Raw genomic sequence first — 17,526 nt, forward strand, 5'->3', positions numbered from 1 at the left:
GGTAATCATTCCCAGAAACTCCGCCAAAACCGATTGGGAGGTGGAATTGGCCGTAGTCATCAGGCAGCGTGCCAGCTACGTGGACGAAGGCGAAGCCATGGATTACGTGGCGGGTTATGCCCTACACAACGATTACTCGGAGCGGGCTTTCCAACTGGAAATGGGCGGGCAATGGGTGAAAGGAAAAAGCAACGACACCTTCGCACCGCTTGGCCCTTACCTGGTCACCGCCGACGAAGTGCCTGAGCCGCATAGCCTGCGCCTTTGGCTGTCGCTCAATGGCAAGATGGTGCAGGACTCTAACACCTCTGACATGATTTTCTATATTCCCAAAATTATCAGCTACCTCAGCCAGTTCATGACGCTGTTGCCGGGTGATGTCATTTCCACAGGTACTCCCTCGGGCGTGGGTTTGGGCATGAAACCACCGAAGTACTTACAGCCCAATGACGTGGTTAAACTGGGAATAGAAGGTCTGGGAGAGCAGAGACAAGAAGCTATCGCCTGGAAAGCGTTGTAGGAGAGGGGAGAAGGAATCGCGGGTAAACAGGAGGTGCTTTACTGGCACGTAAGTTGCGAAGTATCCTACGTGGTTGGAAACTGCCATAACTTTTGACCCTATATTTTTGAAAAAGAAACTTCTACAAATTCTCTTTATTGCTTTTATTAGCGGGCTGACGAGCTGGCGGCCTCAACAGGCTTGTGAGGTGAAGGTGTTGAGTTTCAACATGCATCACGGCGAGGACAAGTGGGGGAATTCTAACCTTCGCGATGTCGTCAAGCTTATTGCCAATCACAAACCCGACATTGTGGCCTTACAGGCCGTGGACAGTCTGCTGGAGGATGGCAAAATCAACCACCAACTTCGACGACTGGCAGTGCAGGCCGGGATGCACTACCTCTATGCCGCTTCGGATAGTGTCAGTAATGGTAGTCACGGGGTGGGCATCCTGTCGCGCTGGTCCTTCGAAAATACTCAGAAAATGTCCCTGCCGCATTCGGTGGGAGCTGACCCGCGCGTAATGGCTTGTGGACTGGTAAGTCCGATCAAAGGATTTACATTTAGAGTTTGTACCGTAAGGATGGAGTATGCCTCGATGTTTGACCGGGCGTTGCAGTCGGCTTTTGTGAATAGAATGCTCGAACCGAGTATCCAGCCCGTGTTGCTGGCGATGGATATGGGAGCGCGACCCAACGAGCAGCCCTATTTCTCCTACCACGACAACTGGATGGATGCCGCCAAAGGCTCCTATCTACCAACTTGGACGGAGGGTATTTCCGGTGATCGACTCGACTACCTCATGGCTTTGAAAAACACCAAAGTACGGGTCAAAGCGTATAAGGTGATTAAGGATTACCCAACTACTTCGGACCATTATCCCATTTTGGCTACGTTTGAATTTTGGTAAATATCTACTGAAAGTCCCAACAATGCTTATCTTGTCCTAAAATATCAAATTACTAAACTCATACGGAGAGATGAAGAAGAAAATATTATTCGTGCTCATGTTAGGAATGACTCTTTCGGTAGCGATGGCGCAGTCGAAGGAGGAAAAAGCGGTGCTGGATCGCGTGGAAATGTGGCGGAAGGCGGTCGTTGGTCAGGATGTGAAAACATTGGACAAAGTCTTTGCCGACGAAATGACCTACGGCCATTCCAACGGACATTTGGACACAAAGGCCACTTTCGTAGGTACCATAAAGGACGAGAAGGAGGTCTACAAAGAATTGAACCTGGACGACATGACTGTAAGTGTCGTTGGCAATACGGCCCTCGTGCGGCACAAAATGACGGGTACGGTCAATCTGGCCGATGGTACAGTGAGCAAACCCAACCTAGGTGTGCTGCAAGTGTGGAGTAAAACCAAGAGCGGCTGGCAACTCTTGGCCCGGCAAGCTTTCAAGCTGTAAACAAACGCTCTATTTCGCGCGATTGGACAAGATTTCTGTCGGGGGTGGCAAGCAAAGCTGTCGGCATTAATAGTCATTGTCCGTTGTCCATTGACCACCGTCCACTAAGTAAATGTCTTCTATAATCATTGCCCTCGACGGGTATTCGAGTTGCGGCAAAAGTACCACGGCGAAGCATGTGGCCAAAGAATTAGGCTATGCTTATATTGACACAGGTGCCATGTACCGAGCCGTTACTTTATACTTCATACAAAATCATATTTCTATTACCAACCCGTATGAGGTTAGCAAAGCGTTGAGTAACATTCAGGTAGGATTCCGCCGCCACCACGAAACGAAAAGCAACGATACATTTCTGAACGGTATGAACGTCGAAAATGAGATCCGAAAAATGTACGTGTCCGAGCGAGTGAGTGAAGTGAGTGCAGTAGCAGAAGTGCGCCACGCAATGGTAGCGCAACAGCAAAAAATGGGTAAGGGCAAGGGCATAGTAATGGATGGCCGCGACATTGGTACCGTCGTCTTTCCGGAAGCAGAATTGAAAATATTCATGACTGCCGACTCGTACATGCGTGCCCAACGCCGTCAGGCCGAATTATTGGCCAAAGGAGAAATGGTGGGTCTACCCGAAATTCTTGCCAATCTCCAAAAGCGTGACCACATCGACGCCCACCGTGAGGAGAGTCCGCTCCGCCAGGCTGAGGATGCCTTGTTGATTGACACCACCTATCTGACCGTAGATGAGCAGGTAGAGTTGGTAGTGCGGCTGGCTGATGAGCGAATCGGTCAGGCCGTCCGCCGCCGCGAAAAAAAATGAAGAGGGTCGATTATGACTACCTTATTATCGGGCAGGGAATTGCCGGCACAGCCCTGGCCTGGCACCTGATCGAAGCCCACCAACGCGTATTGGTGGTCAATGATTCTTCCCGCCCTTCCGCCTCACTTGTGGCTGCCGGAATTTATAATCCACTAACGGGTCGAAAGTTAGTAAAGACTTGGCTGGCCGATGAGCTTTTCCCCTACGCTATCCAGTTTTACCAACGGCTGGAAGAGAAACTTGCTCGTAAGTTCGTTTATCCTCAAAATATTTACCGTCCCTACCGTTCGCAGGAGGAGCGAGACAACTACTTGTCCTTTATTTCTGAACCGGAAATTTCAAAGTATATAGCTAATAGCTCTGAGAGTCAGATTGATGTAATAGGGGTTCATGCACCTTATGGTGGTTTGGAGGTGAAAGGTTCGGGTTGGGTAGATTTAAGTGGACTCATAAAATTTAGCAGGGAGTATTTTATTGAAAATAATCAATACCTTGAAAGCGAATTCGATGCTAATGATCTGGAAGTAAACGATAATAGCATTTCCTGGAAAGGATTATTTGCCAGAAAAGTTCTACTTTGTCAGGGCTTTGATGCCCGCGAGAATTCATTATTTGACTGGCTTCCGTTCAATCCTGTGAAGGGACAAATTCTCGACGTGACTTTCAGCGACTATTCTGCGGATAAAATTGTCAATCAGGGAATTTTTATCTTGCCTTCTTTGAGAGATAACGAGTACCGGGTAGGGGCAACTTATTCGTGGCATGACTTGGATTGGGAAACTACCGAGGACGGTAAAGCGTATCTTGAGAACAAATTGCGACTATTAATAACGGGCAACTACGAGATAAAGGGGCAGCGGGCCGGGGTTCGGCCGTCGTGCAAGGACCGCCGTCCGTTGATTGGCATCCATCCCGAACATGTAGCTGTGGGAATATTTAACGGCTTAGGTACCAAGGGAGTTACGTTAGCACCTTATTTTGCCGATGAGTTTGTAAACCATCTTTGTCGGGACAAAGAATTGAACCCCGAAGCGAATATTGCCCGCTATTTTTCGTTATATGACCACTAAAGACAGCATCCTAGCTCAAATGAAAATATTTCTCCCATTCAAGCCCCGACATCTCGTTGTTCTGTTCGTCGTTTTGTGGGCTACGCTCCCCGTCCAGGCGCAGCGTTACCCGTCGCAGGAAAAATTCGGCAAGAACCGTATTCAGTACCGAACCTTCGACTGGAAGATATTCCGAACCTCCAACTTTGAAGTTTACCACTATCAAGGGGGCACAAGCATGGCCAAGCTTACGGCTCAGTTTGCCGAAACGGAGTTTGATAAAATCACGGAAATTCTAGGTTACACACCTTACAACCGAATCAAGATTTTTCTTTATAACTCTCCCGGCGAATTGCTGCAAAGCAACATGGGGTTGGCCACATTCGGCGACTTGGACGACCAAGAACTCGACCTCGCCCAGTCGCGAGTCGAAATAGCCTTCACAGGGGATCAAATCAGCTTTCGCAAGAAGCTGGTCATGGAGATTTCCCGGCTGTTTGTTTATGATATGTTGTATGGCGGTAATCTGAAGGATGCTCTACAAAGCTCGCTGCTACTGACGCTGCCAGACTGGTTCATGTCGGGAATTGCGGCGTATATCGCCGAAGGCTGGACTCCTGAATTGAGTGATTATATGCGGGATGTGACTTTAAAGCGGCCTATCAAGAAACCTGCACTGCTTTATGGGAAAGACGCGACACTGATTGGGCAATCGATTTGGAACTACATCGCCGAGCGCTACGGCAAGGACAATATTTCCAATATTCTCAATCTGACTCGAATCATCCGCACTGAGCAGACCAGCATCACTAGTACGCTTGGCATATCTTCCTATTCCCGATTCCTCAAAGAGTGGCAAGCATTCTACGCCAGTTCTACGGAGCAGGCTAGCAAGTCATACATCGAACCGACGCCCGCATGGAGTTATCGGCTACATGAATTTAATGAGATTGGTAATAGTGCTTCCATCAAACTATCGCCTGACAAGAAATGGATCGCCGTAAGTGAGTTGCATAAGAGCCGTTATAAGGTCACTGTCTTTAATCGGGAGACGGGTCGTGACATCGTCGTTCGGCAGGGCGGAATTCAACTTGGTAATGCCCAGCAAAATAGTATGCTCCCCCTGATTGCCTGGACAAAGTACAACACTTTGGCAATGGTTGTAGAGGAAAACAACCGTCAGAATCTCTTTATTTTTGATAAGTTAGACACTAAGCGGCCAGTCATAAGAATCAAACGAAATATTCGGGGGCTAGATCAGATTGTGGCTATGGATGTATCGGACGACGGTACCATGCTCGTTGTGAGCGCCGATAAAGGCGGCAAAAACGATCTATATTTGGTCAGCGTTTCGAGGGCTTCTGTGATTCCACTGACTAACGACCTTTTCGATGACCTCAGTCCACAGTTTGTATCAGGTTCCGCGAGCCGAGTGGTATTTACCTCTAACCGTCCCACCGATTCCCTGAGAACAGACCAAGATAACTACAAGAATCTCAAAGCAACGGTAAGCTTGTTTGAACACGATGGTTCTCCTCGGGCGGAGACAGTAACCCGGCTAGTGGATTCGCTTGGCACAGCACTAACTGCCGTACGGGCCAACGACGAGAGCGTGTTTTTTCTTTCAGACTATAAGGGAATCAAGAATCTCTTCAAGTATAATCGGCAAACCAAGAGTATTTCACAAATTACGAACTACCTGTTCTCGCTAATGAGTGCGGACATTACTTTACAGGGTAGTGGCGGAATTGTATATTCTCGGCTCGATAACGGAATGTACAGCATGTCTTATATCGACCGTCTTGATCCTAATGCCTCGCTGGATGCTCCAGTTCTGGGAAGAGGCAAAAATCCAAGGGGACAGTCAAAAGTGCAAACGGATGGGAATGCGAATGACACCCAAGCTGACAAACTGGAAGCCACCCCTGAGTCTCAACAAATAACATTGCGTCCCGGTGAAGTAGATACGGACAACTACCGATTTGACGAAGACGTGTTGAAGACCTTTGAGTTCAGGCAGAAGCGCGGGAATTTGGCCAACAATATTCCAATCCCAATTCCCCGCAGCCGGAAGCGCGAAAACATTGCCATAAAGGGCCCCTACGACTACCGCGGGTTGTTCATCGCTAATGACGCTTCTTCCAACTGGCGGGTCGATCCGATCCGAGGCTTCGGTTATGCACAATCTATCTCGATGAATGACCTTTTGGAAAACCACGTCATCAAAGCGGGCTTTTTCATTTCGACCACTTTCCGAAACAGCGATATGTTCGCTGAGTACACCAATAACACGCACCGAATCGATTATGGATTGAGGGTAGATCGTCAGAGCTTGTACATCGACGCCAACCGGGCGACGCAAAAATATCGCTTCAATCAAGTCAAAGCTACCGTCTCCTATCCTTTTTCGGCCTACGCCAGAGTGAGCGTCAGCCCTACTTTTACCTCAACACGCCTAGTGGATGTCGCCAGACTCTCGGAGCCTGATCGCTCCACGCAATATGCGGGAGGCATTGCGGAGTTCGTGTTGGACAACACTGAAACCAACGGTATGAATATGGTGGAGGGAACCCGTTTCAAGGTTCGTTACGAAAACCAATTAGGGATCGGGCAGGCCTTCCAGAATTTCGATCGTTTAAGCATCGACCTGCGCCGCTACCAGAAAATCCATCGCGATCTGATATTGGCCGGACGTTTGGCATTCAGTCGTTCGGGTGGAAGGGCACCTAAGCAAAGTATTATGGGTGGAATGGAAAATTGGATATTAAATCGGAAAGATAGTCCCAATCCGGTTGACCCACTGGCGTTTGGCGAAAACCTCGATAATCGGGATATCTTCTTTACAGAATTCGCTACTAATCTGCGGGGTTTCAATTTGAACCGTCTGGCGGGCACCAACTATGTCCTGGCTAATTTAGAACTCCGGGTACCTCTGATAAAGTACCTCTATCGGGGGCCGATCACTTCTAATTTCCTGCGCAATTTTCAGATCGTCGGTTTTACCGATATTGGTACAGCGTGGACGGGCAAGGGGCCGTTCAGCCAAGAGAATAGCTTGAACACGGAAATCATCGGCAGGGGGTCAGATCCTTTCCGAGCCACGGTTACTAATTTTCGCAATCCCTATCTGATGGGTTATGGCTTAGGAGCACGTACCATGCTCTTTGGGTTTTACGTAAAGTTCGATTATGCCTGGGGAGTGGACAACGGAGTCACCAACAAGGCTATCCCGTATATTACATTAGGATACGATTTCTAGGGCAAACGAAATTGCCAAGCAGAAAAGGGTTGGAACCATTCGGTTCCAACCCTTTTCTGCTTCACATGAGGTTTTGCCGTCCGGCTGTTAAGGCAACCTGTCGGGTGGATCATATAAGGTGATATACAAGAAGGTAACTTTTTTGGCACCCTTTTAGCTTAAGGTGTATTTTTCGATGGAAATGAGTGTTTCGAGTTTTTAGGGGTATTTAGCCTATCTTTTCTCTAATAGCGGAATATCAGCCATTTATAGCGAAATGGCCTGACGAACAGGTTAATGTATTTTAATATTTCAAGAATTCTATAAATGGGTTATTTGGCATAGTTTATGTTGTTAACGGGATATATCGAAGTGCATCTCACTAGTGCCGTTGCTGCAATCAGATTTATAATTTTGTTAATTATAGCTTACTTCAATACCGATAGACATGAAAGGTAATTTACGCTCAGGTGAAAATAGACTTTCCGCCGCAAGCAAGCCTGCTAAATTATTTAAGATGAGGCGCGTGTGTTTGGTTCTCACGTATTTAACAAATATATTTGTTAGGTTCGGTGATGTAGCATGTTCACTAGTTTTGGCGGCGAAAGTGTCCGTTCGCTCAGTGCGGGAAAGCCTATCGAAGTTGCATTGGATACTACCTATGCGGCTAGGTAGGCTATATATGAATAGAGAGGGGCCACCTGACGATAAGGATACCCGATACACACCAGGAAAATGCAATACAGGTCAATTCAACGAAAATCCTATGAACATTTCACCTCTACCAGAAAAACTAACGCAACTGCTTGGGACGACAATCGCGATACTCGTATCGGCGATTCGTTCTTTCTTTGCTAAAGCGTCTTTTACCAAACATCAGCTTCCGATTATCGCTTGCCCTACCTTGTTTAGGCAAGCCGCTGAGTCGATGTTTGCCGGAAAAATTCAGGCTAGAATTCTTTCGTATGTGGCCGTATTTCTACTCACGCTCGGTACAGCCTGGGCGCAGGTTGATCTAAGCCTCACCAAAAATATTGATAAGTCAAAGCCTGCTATCGGCGATGTCGTTACTTATACGATTACTGTCAAGAACTCCGGCATCCTTCCGGCGACGGGCGTAATGGTGAAAGACAGCCTGCCAGTCGGCGGGGTTTCGTATTTGGGAAACACGCTGGTGCGCGGCGGAGTCAGTTACACACCAGGCACGGGCATGTGGGATGTCGGCACGGTCGCTGCTGGCGATTCAGCCATTTTAAATATTTCAGCCACCGTATTGGCTCAGGGTGTTTACTTCAACGTGGCCGAAGTGTTTGCCATGGACGGAGACGACATGGATTCATGGCCCAACGACGGTGCGCTCGACCAGGATGACTTAGCTTCCACCTGTTTCTCGGTACCCATAGATTATTTCGCGGGCGACGAGTTTACCGTTTCTGTGCCTACAGGCTATCAGGGAATCAAATGGTTTTATAATGGAATTGAAATTACGGACACTACTATAGTCGATGGTTTTCCAAGAGCCATTGTCAATGAAGACTCGACCCTCACCATTCTGGGGCCGGGTTCCTATACCTTTATATCTACAGTAGGTGTTTCTTGTCCCGCTACGGGCTGCTGCGCCATCGAGATCGTCGATGGGCCGATATTTGATTTGGCTTTGAGTAAAAACCTGGCCCCCAGTCAGGCGTCGCTGGTTATGCCGAGCGATGTTGTGATTTTCCGGCTATACGTTAAGAACGAGGGAAATATTCCGGCTACCAACATTGCGCTGACTGACTCCCTTCCGGCGGGACTCAGCATCGCTCTCGGCGAAACCGCCTGGACCCCCAATGGCACCGGAAATATCTTGACTCTAAACACACCGATCCCAGGGCCATTAGCGCCGGGTGACTCGACTTTTGTCGATGTCTCAGTACAAGTGTCCGGTAGTTTTACTGGAAACAGCCTGACCAACTACGCCCAAATTCAGGACGCCGGAAATGCCGATGATGTTGATGATAAAGACTCGACTCCCGGCAACGGCTTTAACAATAGTGAGGACGATGCCGACAGTGAGCCAATCCGCGTCTCACCGACTCCTTACGGCAGCATTGGTGACTTAGTCTTCTACGACGCGAACAACAATGGTATTCAGGATGCGGGCGAGCCGGGCGTGAATAACGTGACGGTCGAGCTACAGGATTCGGCGATGGCCGTCATCAAAACGGTCACGACCTCGAACGGCGGCAAGTACCTCTTCGACTCCCTGGCTACTGGCAAATATTTCGTGAAGTTCATCGCACCGGGTGACAGCGTTTTCGTAGCGCCCAACAAAGGCGGCGATCCTGCTAAGGACAGCAACGCGGGTGAAAGCGGCACGCCGGGTAAAACCAATGTCATTACTATAGACACCAGTAAGCCGACCAACGACACGCTGCGCAACAACCCGAACATCGATGCGGGCATCTACCGTGCGCCGGTCTTTGACTTGGCTTTATTTAAAAATCTGGCTGTGAACCAGCCCTCCACGGTCATGCCGGGTGATACTGTCACCTTTACTTTGAAGGTGATCAACCAGGGTGAGATTGCCGCGACGCAGATTGCGCTGAGTGACTCGTTGCCTGTAGGAATGAGTTTGGCCGATACATCGTGGACGGCCACAGGACAGATCGCGTCGCGCAATGCACTGATTGCCGGGCCACTGGCACCAGGTGATTCTATATCTGTAAGTATTAAGGCCAAGGTGGCGACCAACTTTACAAGCGGCACCTTGACTAATTATGGCCAGATTGAGGACGCCAAGGATGGCGAAGGTAATGAAGTTAAGGACAAAGACTCGACTCCCGGCAATGGCTTTGGTGAGGACGACGCTGACAACGAGTCAGTCAATGTTTCGCCGATTCCTTACGGTTCAATCGGCGACTTCGTGTGGCTGGATACCAACAACAACGGTATTCAAGATCCAAGCGAATTAGCGGGTGTCGATGGCTTGACGGTTGAACTGCAAGATTCGGCAATGGTAGCCATCAGAACCACGGTGACTAAGAATGGCGGTAAGTACCTATTCGACTCGCTACTAAGCGGGAAGTACTTCGTGCGCTTCATTGCCGGAGCAGGACAGACCTTCGTACAGCCAAAGCAAGGTAGTGATCCTACCAAGGACAGCGATGCTGGTGCGAGTGGAGTACCTGGCAAGACTAAGGTCATTACTATAGACACCAGCAAACCCGTCTCCGATACGCTGCGTAACAACCCGAACATAGACGCGGGTATCGCACCACAGTGTCCTACAATTACTCTGACGGTAACGCCTGACCAGGAAATTTGTGTCGGTGAAACAGTAATGCTAAGCGCAACGTCCAACGTACCGGGCGTGACGATCAAGTGGTACTATGCGGCCATCGGCGGCACTGCTTTCGCCACCACAACGAGTGGCCAGATGCTGAGTCTCAGCCCGACTTCGACTACTACCTACTATTTGCAGGCTATGACGGAGCAAGGCTGTATGAGCGATCGTACGCCAATTACGGTGATCGTGAACGCTAAGCCAGCTACCCCAACTTGCATCGGCAACATCAGCAATGTCTGCCCTGACTCGACGGTCGATCTGACCAAGATCACTATCTCGCCGATTTCTATCGCGGGTGGCGTGTTCGAGTGGCGCGTCGGTCCATCTACGACTTCTGCCCTAGTGACCGATCCAACGAAAGTGAAAGCGGGTAAATACTACCTCTTCGAGAAATCACCTGCCGGCTGCTACAGCAACCCTGCGGTTATTGTGGTCAACATCATTCCTTGCGACTGCCAATTGGTGTACGGCGTAACCGTCGGTGCCGACCAGGAAGTATGCGCCGGACTACCCATCTCGGTGACTGCCGTAGTGACCGGAACCGCCACGGGCGTTACCTGGACGACGACCGGAACAGGAACATTCGCCAGCGCGAGCAGCCTAACCACTACCTATAACCCGTCGATGGCTGACATTGCCTCTGGTAATGTCAGCCTGACGGCAACTACGAACGACCCTGACGGAAACGGAAACTGCGTGCCGAAAATGGACGCGTTATCGGTTGTCATCAACCCGATGCCTGCACCTGTCTTCGGCGTCGCCTGCGACGATACTCTGGTATGCCTGGGTAAGAGCACGAAGCTAATCGGCTTCGCCCCAGGTTCTACTATCAAGTGGTACACTACTGAAACCGGAGGCACTGCCATCGGTTCGACGCCAAGCGGCGGCAAGCTGGTGGTGACGCCTTTGGCCACAACTACCTACTACGCTGAGGCAGTGAGCGACAAAGGTTGCGTAAGCGCCGAGCGGACTCCGGTCACGGTGGTTGTGAAGCCTTGCTTCTCTGACCTCGCCGTTGTCAAGACGGTACTGACCCCCGGCCCTTACTCACCCGGTCAGGAAATCAACTACTCGGTAACGGTGAATAACCTGGGCATCGGAAACGCCAAGAGCGTGACGGTAAAAGACATCTTCCCAAGTACTTTGACCTATGTTTCATCGGCTCCGGTCGGTGAGTACAACAACGGTTCGGGTATCTGGACGATTGGCAACCTGACGAACGGTTCAAGCCGCGTGCTGGTTATCACGGCCAAAATCAAGGATGCTGCTTCGGGTAGCATCACCAATACCGCTATCGTGCGCAGCCCGGACAACGATCCAGGCAATACAGCTAACGATACATCGAGCGTGACCATCAAGGTGGACAACATGGCCGACCTGATGTTGGCTAAGAAAAGCTCGAAGGTAAATCCGGTAACGGATGAGACGATCACCTACACGCTGGAAGTAACGAACGACGGTCCGCAGAAAGCCACCAATGTGGAAGTGACGGATCAACTACCCGCCGGATTGGAATTCGTTTCCAGCGGAGATTTCTCCAAAACGGGTAACATCCTGAAAGGAGCGATCGCCAGCATCGGTGTCGGTGAGACTAAGTCCCTGACCTTTGAGGCTAAGGTAGTTGGAACCGGAGAGATCAAGAACGTTGCCCAGATCAGCAAGTCTGATCAGAAAGATCCTGACTCTACGCCGGGTAATGGCTACAACAATGGTGAGGATGATGAGGCATCTGTGACGGTTAACGTCGGTTGCCCAACCATCGAGCCACCGATCATTGCCTGCGCCGAAACCAACGTGTGTGTCGGTACCTCTGTCAAACTAACTTCGGTTGGTTGCAAGAATGGCACGGTGAAATGGTCAAATGGAATGACGGGAGCATCAATTATGGTGACGGTCAACGAAACCACGACCTTCTCGGCCACTTGCAAAGTGGGTGAGTGCGAAAGCGCACCATCCAACCCGATTACGATCAAAGTCGCTGCACCTGTCAAGCCGGTATTGGCTAGCAACGTGAGCGAAGTGTGCGCCGGAGGAAGTGCCACTCTGACTGCTTCGAACTGTAACGGCATCGTGATGTGGTCAACAGGCGCGACCGGCTCTCCGCTGGTAGTGACCCCAACCGAGACGACTACCTACACGGCCTTCTGTAAGAAAGGAGAGTGCGTAAGCGAGACGGCCTCGATCACGATAAAGATCGGCCAGCCAGGGCCTGCCCCGATTGTCACTTGTGGTAAGATGGAAATTTGCCCCGGTGAAAGCGTGACGCTGACTGCCCACGAGTGCGAAGGCACGGTGAAGTGGTCGAATGGTGCTACGGGTACTTCTATTACGGTTAGCCCAGCCACCACGACTTCCTACACAGCCAAGTGCGTGACGGGTACTTGCGAAAGTAAAGAATCTGAGCAGCATACCATCAAGGTGACTACACCTCAGGCTCCGGTTATTGCCTCTAACAAAATGACAGTTTGCCCCGGTGCCACTGCTACGCTAACCGCTACGGGTTGCGAGGGAGCGGTGAAGTGGTCGAACGGTGAGACAGGCAACTCGATTGTCGTCACGCTGAACGCGACCAAGAGCTTCACGGCTACTTGTAAGACGGATGCTTGTGAGAGCGGCGAATCGAATATGGTAACCATCAATGTGGCTGCCCCGACCGCCCCAATCATCGCCAGCGACAAGACGGTAATCTGCGCTGGTGACAGCGTAACGCTAACCGCTACGGGCTGTACCAGTACGGTGGCTTGGTCGAATGGTATGACGGGAGCTAGTATCAAGATCGCCCCTTCTGCTACGACGAGCTATTCTGCTAAATGCAAAGTGGATGGTTGCGAAAGCGCAGCTTCCAATACAGTTATGATTAACGTAAACACGGCAGGTACGCCTCCGGTCATCGCGGCCAGCAAGCCAGAGATATGCGCTGGTGAGGAAGTAACGCTGACCGCCACGGGCTGCACAGGCATAGTGAAGTGGTCGAACGGTACCGAGGGAGCATCGATCAAAGTGAACCCAAGGACGACAACGAGCTACACTGCCATCTGTAAGATTACAGCATCTACTTGCGCCAGCGGTCCGTCGAACGTGGTAACTATTAAAGTAGGAACTCCGACGGCCCCAGTACTGACGGCCAGCAAGCTTACCATCTGCTCAGGTGAGGAAGTAACGCTGACCGCCACGGGTTGCACAGGTACAGTGAAGTGGGACAACGGCATGACCGGTGCGAGCATCAAAGTTTCGCCGACCGCTGCCACCACCTACGGTGCTACCTGCGACAAGGGAGTTTGCGTGAGCGAGAAGTCGATGATCACAATTAACGTAACTACTACGCCTCCACCAACGGTCATTTGTTCTACGGATAGCCTATGTAAAGGTGAAAGTGTGACGCTGATCATCCAGGGCTGTGAAGGAACGGCCAAGTGGTCAACTGGACAGACGGGCGAAGCCATCGTGGTAAGCCCAATGATGACGACTTCTTACACTGCGACCTGCGTAGTGAATGGCTGCGAGAGCGCCAGCTCTATCCAATACAAAATTACGGTCGTAGAGCCCGTGAAGCCTACCCTGACTGCCTCCAAGAACCCAATCAACTCTGGCGAATCGACAACGATTACTGCTACGGGCTGCAACGGTACCCTGCAATGGTCGAACGCAGCGGCGGGCGCGAGCATCACAGTATCGCCCACGGTCACCACAACCTACTCGGTGATTTGCCTGGTGAAAGAATGCGCCAGCGACACGGCTAACATTACGATCGAAGTCAATGAGTGTAAGGTCGAAGCTCCGGTTATTTCAGCTAACTCTCCGACCGTTTGTGTCGGAAGCAACGTGACGCTGACCGCGACGGGCTGCACTAATACGGTAGTCTGGTCGAATGGTCAAACCGGCCCCAGCATCACCGTAGCGTTGAATACGACGACGACCTTCACGGCAACGTGTAAGAAAGACGAAATCTGCATGAGCCCTATCTCCAATGCTGTCACCGTAAGTGTGACAAAACTGGAGGCGCCTACGCTGACTGTAAGCTCAAACCAGATATGTGCTGGTGACAGCGTCAAGCTGACCGCTATCGGCTGTCAGGGCGAAGTGAAGTGGTCGAATGGTACTACGGGTACCAGCATCCGAGTGGCGCCAACTGCTACGACTTCATACACGGCGACCTGCAAGCTGGGCGCTTGCGAAAGCATCCCATCTGCTTCGGCTACGATTACCGTAGGCAAGCCAAGCACGCCGACGATCTCGGCCTCAGCCAGCAACGTCTGCTTCGGCAGCCCTGTTACGCTGACCGCCAGTGGATGCAGCGGCGACGGATACGTGATTTGGTCGAATGGCCTGGTGGGCACCTCCATCACCATATCGCCAGCCCTCACAACGACGTTCACTGCTCAGTGCTGCACCTCGAACAATTGCAAGAGCGACCCCTCGACACCAGTAACGGTGACGGTAGCGCCGAAGGTAGTCAAGCCGCTGACGCAGAACCTGACCAATGTCTGTCCTTTCAAGACGGTTGATCTGACCACGGGAGTGACCAGTTCACCGAAGAGTTCGGGTGGTGTGTTTGTCTATCGTACAGGTAATACGCCAACCTCAGCCGCAGTAGCTGACCCAGCCAAAGCGGGTGCCGGTACTTACTATGTATTTGAGAAAACAACGACCGGATGCTTCAGTGCAGCTTCGATAGTCATCGTGACGATCACCAACTGTGATAACACGACGCCTTGCGAAACCAACCCAGCCACGGCGGATGCCGGAGCGGATGCCACGATTTGCGCGGCAACTACCTACAAGCTGGCAGGATCTATCGGTGGTGCGGCTTCGAGCGGAATGTGGACGACCAGCGGAACGGGTACTTTCAGTGACCCCGGATCGCTGACTGCCACCTACTCGCCTTCGTTAGCTGACATGCAGAGTGGTGAAGTGACGATAACCCTGATGACGAACGATCCCGATGGCTCGAATGGCAACTGTGTGGCCGCTTCCGATATGATGAAGCTCACGCTGGATATGATCAAGATCAGACCTAGTATCGCTATCAATGGCGTAGCCAAGACGGATACTGCCGCCACTACCCTGACCATCTGCGCGGGTGACTCGGTGACGATTACCGCAACGGACGCAGGAGCCTTCGCTTATAAGTTGAATGGCGTAACTGCCGCATCGGGTAACTCCTTCGTGGTGAAAACGAGCGGCACCTACACCGTGACGATGACGAACCAGGAGGGTTGTTCTTCATTGCCTTCTGCCAGAGTAATTGTGAACGTAAATGCTCCGATAATGAGTCCAGTCGTTTCCAACAAGCGGAATACTTGCCCATCGACTACGGTGAATCTGACGACAGCTGTCTTCGGACAGCCCGGCAGCGGCAACAGCTTCATTTATCGGATCGGTACTTCACCGACTTCGGATGTAGTTGCCTCACCCGCTACTGTGGGTACCGGAACCTACTATGTGTTCGAGAAATCGGCCGCAGGTTGTTTCAGCGAGCCAGCTAAAGTTGAAGTGAATATCATCGACTGTGCCAACGATAAGGATTCCACGGATCTTGAAATTGTCAAGACAGTAGATAAGAAGACCGTGGCGAAGGGCGGTGAAGTAACGTACTCGATTAAGATCAAGAACAATGGCCTGATCGACGCCACCAACGTCACGATGATCGACATCTTGCCGGAAGGCTTGAAGTACGTTGCTGGCACTGGCTACGATATCGACGGCAACGTTATCAAAGGAGTGATTCCTAGGATAGCCGCCGGAGACAGTATGGTGTTTAGCTGCTTGGTGGATATTATAGGTGAAGGCACGATCAAAAACGTCGCCCGAATCGCTAATCTGGATCAGAGAGACTACAACCCGGCTAACGATAAGTCGGAGGTGGATTTGATCTCGACGTCCCCGGTTGCTCGTGAAAACTCCATCGGTGTAGCCAAGCAAGTGGGTGACCCAATCGAAATCGAGAAGGGCGTCTACGATGTGAAATACACGATTATGGTGAAAAACTTGGGTGCGCATGATTTGACCAATGTTCAGGTAATCGACAATCTGTCGAAGACCTTCGGCAACGGCGCTACGATCGTACAAGGGGGCATTAATGTCGAAGCAGACTCCGGTCTGACGGTCAACACCGCCTACACCGGAGAAGGTGAGAACACTGGTCTGCTGGTCGATTCGGAAAGTACTTTGCCCGTTGGTACGGTGCGCGATATTTACCTGACAGTTCGGGTAAATGTAAGCAACGCCACTACTACCACCTTTAACAACGTGGCGTTGGGATCGGCAATGGGTTCAGAGAACGTCATGGTATCTGACAGCTCCACGGTTGGTAGCAACCCTGACCCCGACGAGGACATGGATCCGACCAACGACAGCGAACCTACACCCATTGTGCTGAACAACGTACCGGGCGAGTCGCTCATCGGCGTGGCACTTTCGGTGAAAGATACCGTGCGCCAGTCAAACGGTAGCTACAACATAACCTACCGGGTTGTTGTAAGGAACTTCGGTTCGGATGTCTTGACCAACGTACAAATCACCGACTCACTGTCGAAGGTATTTAATACGAAAACAGGTGCCACATTCACAAAAGTTGGCACGCCTATTGCAAGTGATCTAAGTGAATTGGCGATCAACCAGAGCTTCGACGGCATCAACGACGTGGAACTGCTTGTGAGCCCGAACAGCCGCCTGAATGCGGGTGCATCCGACACACTGACTTTCACGATCAACGTAACGACCGACGGCCGCCCGGCACCTTACTTGAACTGGGTATACGCTATGGCGAAGTCGGGTGAGAAGACGGTGACGGATATCTCGACCAACGGACTATTGGCTGACCTGAACGGCAACGGCGACCCAACGGAAGCGATGGAGAACCTGCCTACCCCACTTGTAATACCGGGCGGTACGGAACTCTTCATACCGGAAGGATTCTCTCCCAACGGAGACGGCATCAACGATGTATTCGTGATCCGCAACGTGCCAGCCGGGCAGACGGTCACGCTGGAAATCTACAACCGCTGGATGACGCAGGTGTACAAGGATGGCGATTACAAGAACGACTGGACAGGTATCGCCAACAACGGCCTCCGCGTCGGAAGCACGGCCCAGGGACTACCCGACGGAACGTACTTCTACGTAGTGAAGCTCTCGAACGGCAAGCAATACGTCAGATACATGACCATAACCAGATAAGACT

At 51.1% G+C, this 17,526-nt stretch carries 7 protein-coding genes; all 7 read left to right on the forward strand.

The window, feature by feature from the left end; genetic code table 11:
• On the forward strand, positions 1-520 hold a 520-nt coding region (locus ACEW8P_RS03165), incomplete at its 5' end, for a fumarylacetoacetate hydrolase family protein (protein WP_373511658.1).
• A gap of 106 nt (positions 521-626) precedes the next feature.
• Positions 627-1,409, forward strand: coding sequence for an endonuclease/exonuclease/phosphatase family protein (locus ACEW8P_RS03170; RefSeq protein WP_373511659.1), 783 nt, complete (start codon positions 627-629; stop codon positions 1,407-1,409).
• A 70-nt stretch (positions 1,410-1,479) separates the two neighbouring features.
• Positions 1,480-1,911: a nuclear transport factor 2 family protein gene (locus ACEW8P_RS03175; RefSeq protein WP_373511660.1), complete on the forward strand. Its 432-nt coding sequence runs from the start codon at positions 1,480-1,482 to the stop codon at positions 1,909-1,911.
• A 112-nt stretch (positions 1,912-2,023) separates the two neighbouring features.
• A complete protein-coding gene (gene cmk / locus ACEW8P_RS03180; protein WP_373511661.1) occupies positions 2,024-2,728 on the forward strand; it encodes a (d)CMP kinase in 705 nt (234 codons plus the stop codon).
• Positions 2,725-3,798: an NAD(P)/FAD-dependent oxidoreductase gene (locus ACEW8P_RS03185; RefSeq protein ID WP_373511662.1), complete on the forward strand. Its 1,074-nt coding sequence runs from the start codon at positions 2,725-2,727 to the stop codon at positions 3,796-3,798. The genes cmk and ACEW8P_RS03185 overlap by 4 nt, the downstream gene beginning before the upstream one ends.
• 19 nt (positions 3,799-3,817) lie before the next feature.
• The gene (locus tag ACEW8P_RS03190; RefSeq protein ID WP_373511663.1) at positions 3,818-7,036 is read left to right on the forward strand and encodes a hypothetical protein; all 3,219 of its coding nucleotides are present in this window, start codon (positions 3,818-3,820) and stop codon (positions 7,034-7,036) included.
• 745 nt (positions 7,037-7,781) lie between these two features.
• Positions 7,782-17,522, forward strand: coding sequence for an SdrD B-like domain-containing protein (locus tag ACEW8P_RS03195; RefSeq protein WP_373511664.1), 9,741 nt, complete (start codon positions 7,782-7,784; stop codon positions 17,520-17,522).
• Positions 17,523-17,526 lie beyond the last annotated feature (4 nt).

It is taken from the genome of Persicitalea sp. (assembly GCF_041751555.1).
In the GTDB taxonomy this organism is placed as follows: Bacteria; Bacteroidota; Bacteroidia; order Cytophagales; family Spirosomataceae; genus Persicitalea.